This is a genomic window from uncultured Gemella sp. (genome assembly GCF_963519265.1).
Taxonomy (GTDB): domain Bacteria; phylum Bacillota; class Bacilli; order Staphylococcales; family Gemellaceae; genus Gemella.
Genome location: NZ_CAUQNQ010000113.1, coordinates 1 through 3,656, shown reverse-complemented (window position 1 = coordinate 3,656; position 3,656 = coordinate 1). Strand labels below are relative to the sequence as shown.

Annotated in this window: 3 protein-coding genes; all 3 read left to right on the top strand. The window is 24.9% G+C overall.

Annotation, left to right across the window (positions count from 1 at the left end; genetic code table 11):
* The first annotated feature begins 153 nt into the window (after nucleotides 1–153).
* From RWN11_RS07600 to dnaI, 3 genes are read left to right on the top strand one after another with little or no spacing between them, the layout of a single operon-like run.
* Complete coding sequence (locus tag RWN11_RS07600; protein WP_314161125.1) at nucleotides 154–1,149, top strand: hypothetical protein; 996 nt, start codon at nucleotides 154–156, stop codon at nucleotides 1,147–1,149.
* Nucleotides 1,142–2,509: a DnaD domain protein gene (locus RWN11_RS07595; protein ID WP_314161124.1), complete on the top strand. Its 1,368-nt coding sequence runs from the start codon at nucleotides 1,142–1,144 to the stop codon at nucleotides 2,507–2,509. The genes RWN11_RS07600 and RWN11_RS07595 overlap by 8 nt, the downstream gene beginning before the upstream one ends.
* Nucleotides 2,509–3,393, top strand: a complete 885-nt coding sequence (gene dnaI / locus RWN11_RS07590) for a primosomal protein DnaI (RefSeq protein WP_314161123.1) — start codon at nucleotides 2,509–2,511, stop codon at nucleotides 3,391–3,393. The genes RWN11_RS07595 and dnaI overlap by 1 nt, the downstream gene beginning before the upstream one ends.
* The last annotated feature ends 263 nt before the right edge of the window (nucleotides 3,394–3,656 follow it).

The window sequence follows — 3,656 nt, the reverse complement described above, 5'->3', positions numbered from 1 at the left end:
GGCTTACGCCCTGTGAGACTAGAACGTTGCCAGGCAACAGTGAGAGCCTTCCTTTGGAAGGTTCTTTTTTTATATAATAACTTACATATACTTTGATTTTATTAATAAAATAGAGTATCATAATTATAGTAATATATTTTTGGAGGTTTGGGAATGTTTTATTTAGAAGATGAGAAAACTTTAGTGTTAACTAGTGAAAATAAGAAAGACATTTTAAATGCACTAAAATTGATAAATAATATATCTGATAATAAGAATATAAAAGTTGCATATATTAAAATTTTAGGAAAAGTTTTAGAATTTAATAAAGCTATAGAGACCTACTATCATGCACAAAAACCTGGTTATAATGAAGTTTACCAAGAAAGAATCGATAATTTAGATAATAGTTTTGACGAATTTAAACGTATCAAAGCTTCATTAAAGCCTTCTTTTGATGAAGAAAATTTTGATAAAAAAGCTGAAAGAGAATTCAACTCAATTCTTACAAGAATTGAAAGTAGAATTTCTATAATTTTTGAACACGAAGAACAGTATAATTTTAATAATTACCTAATTACACTTATTGAAAAAGAAAATCTTGATGAGTTTATTTGGCTAAACACTATTTATAATATTTATAAAGAAGGTAAGAGTCTGAATAGTATAGTTCAAGATTATACAAAATTAAGTGATGTTGAATTTTCAGATTTGTATAAGATTTATTTATTTGTGACTGATTATAATATTAATAAATTGTTATTAAAAAATGAGTCTAAAATTATAAACAATGACTACTTAGAAAATCATGAGACATTCTTTAATTATATGTATAAACTTATAGATGATTTAAGAACATTTGTTGCAAAAAATGAGAAAAAAAATATTCTTAGTTTTTCTACTATAATAGAAAGTCATACTAATATTACTACGCCTACAAAGGATGAATTTCTAAAATGTGTATATAAAGTATTTAATTTTTTAAGAGCACTTTATGAAAATGATAATGCTAAGTTACTTTTAGATAATATATATCCTATTTTAGTAAAATCGTTCTTTGCACCTCTACGCAATGATGATAAGATTAAGTATGATTATAATCAGAATTTTATCTATGCTTTAGAATATACGCAAATAATCATAGAAGTTATGGATGATAAACATGAATAGTACTTTTTCTGAGAAGGATTTTTATTGTGTATATAATGATTTTGATATCTCTAACCGTACAAAAGAATTGAATTTATTGTATCTCCCACTAATTGGAAATGATGCGATTAGTTTATATACTTTCTTAGGATCTAAAATTTTTAGTGATAAAAATTTATCAAAAAATTATTTACATTATGATATTTTAGATAATCTAGGATTATCAAATAATAAGTTTTTAGTTGCTAGAAAGAAACTTGAGGCTTTAGGATTAATCCAGTCATTTTATATAGATAATGAAGGCGTAGGGCAATTTGTGTATAAAATTAAAGAAGCATTAACTTTTACTGAATTTTTTAGTACTCCAATTTTATCTAAATTATTAGAAAATACAATTGGAACTAATAATTATAATGAATTGTATAGTTATTATTCTGTTGATAAAGTAAGTTTTAAAAGTTTTGAGGATATCTCAGCTAAGTTTTCAGATGTGTATCATTTAGAAAATCTTAATGATTTTAGTTTTGATTATTTGTCTAAAAAAGATTTTAATGGTCCAAATTTTGATGAATATTTCTTTGATTTTGATAAATTAAATTTTTATTTGGCTAATAGTTATTTAACAGAAGCTATATCTAATCCTGACATTAAAAATAAAATTTTAGGATTAGCACATATTTATAAAATGACGCCAGAAGACATGGCTAACGCAATTGAAAAATCTGTTGAGATTACTAATGGAGCAAGTGATATAAATCTTAGTTTGCTGAGTGATTATATTATTCAACTTAATGTTAATATAAGAAAACAAGAAGTACCTACTTTAGAACGTATGGTAAATAAACAGTTAATGAATAGTGAAGCTGTGCAGTTATCTGAAGATGATATTTTCGCTAAAGAAGTTGATAATACAAGTTTTATTGAGTTCTTAAATAAACAAGTGGGTATAGTTATCTCGACTATAGATGCAAAAAATATAGAAGAATTGCAAAAAAAATATAATTTTCCAACAGGTGTACTTAATATTCTATTAGAGTATTCTATTAGGCAAAGTGGTAATAATTCTATTCCGCATATTAATTATATAGATAAAATTGCAAGTGCATGGAGCTCTCAAAAGTTATTTGGAGCTAAAGATGCGATTGATTTTGTTAGAAATACTAGAAATTATAAACAAAAAACTGTTAGTACTAGTAAAAAACAGCAAAAAAATTATTCAAATAATAAAAAAACTAATCATGCACCTTTTCCTGAATACTTACAAAATAGAAAAAATAACTACAGTAATGTGAAGAAAACAGAAGATAGGGTTGTAACAAAAGAAGATGAAGATACTTTTAAAGATATGATGAAAGTATTATATAATAAGGGGGATGTGTAATGAAAAAATTATCCAACATAGTATCAAGTAATACAGAAAATTCATTTAAGAAGTTTATATCTGAAAAAGTTCTAAGTGATGTAGAGATAATTAAATTTATTCGTGACAATAATTTTACTAAAATTGACGTAGAAAATAATCTTGAAAAATTTTATCAATATTATATTTCAAAAGATTCGTTGTTAAATATTGAGCATAGTCCTAAGTTAGTTTGTAATAATAGAGAAGTTAATATTGTTTATCAAGAGACTGAAGAATATAAACAAAAAGTAGAAAGCCAAAGAACATCCAATAAAATTAAGACAGAATTTATTCCAAAGCGAGTTCTATCTTATACTTTTGATAATTTATCAAAAAATAGTGAAAAGGCTAAATTAGCAATAGAAATCATCAATACATGTAAAAGTATCCTTAATAATCAAAGTACAAGAGGTGCCTATATATATGGACCAACAGGAACTGGTAAGACATATTTGATGGGATGTATTTACAATTATTTCAAACAGAATGGTAAAGAACCAGCAATTTTATACTATCCTGAATTTATTAGAAAAATAAAATCAAAGATTAGTAATAACAGTTATGATTTATATATTGATCTTATAAGAGATGAAGAAATTCTTATTATTGACGATATAGGTGCTGAAAATATTACGGAGTTTATACGTGATGAGGTACTTGGTCCAATTATTAATCATAGAGAAGCAGAAAAATTACCAACATTTTTTTCATCTAATTTAAGTATAGATGATTTAGCGGAATTGTTATCTAATGGAAGAACAACAGTGGATAAAACAAAGGCTTTAAGAATAGTAGAGAGAATACATTCTTTAAGTGCTTCCCATTTTTTAGATGGTGATAATGAGAGAGAATATTATAATTAAAAGTGACTGACAAAAAAGTCCTAAAATTTAACAAAGTTCATATGATAACTCGTAGACGCAGTGGTTTATTGATATCTAAATTTTATTTATAAAAGCATTTTAGATATCTAATAAACTTTGTGGGAGTGACTCAACAAAATCGATTTCTCTGAAATCGCGATTTTTGAGTCACTCTCTTTTTTTTATGGTAAAAAATTCAAAAAAATTCATTTTTTTTTAGAAATTAGTGGAAAAAAGTGGGGAAATGTGGTAAATTATAAAGG

Excerpts from the sequence above, each read along its gene's own strand:
- RWN11_RS07600 (WP_314161125.1), top strand. The coding sequence starts at position 154 with ATGTTTTATTTAGAAGATGAGAAAACTTTAGTGTTAACTAGTGAAAAT.
- RWN11_RS07595 (WP_314161124.1), top strand. The coding sequence starts at position 1,142 with ATGAATAGTACTTTTTCTGAGAAGGATTTTTATTGTGTATATAATGAT.
- dnaI (WP_314161123.1), top strand. The coding sequence starts at position 2,509 with ATGAAAAAATTATCCAACATAGTATCAAGTAATACAGAAAATTCATTT.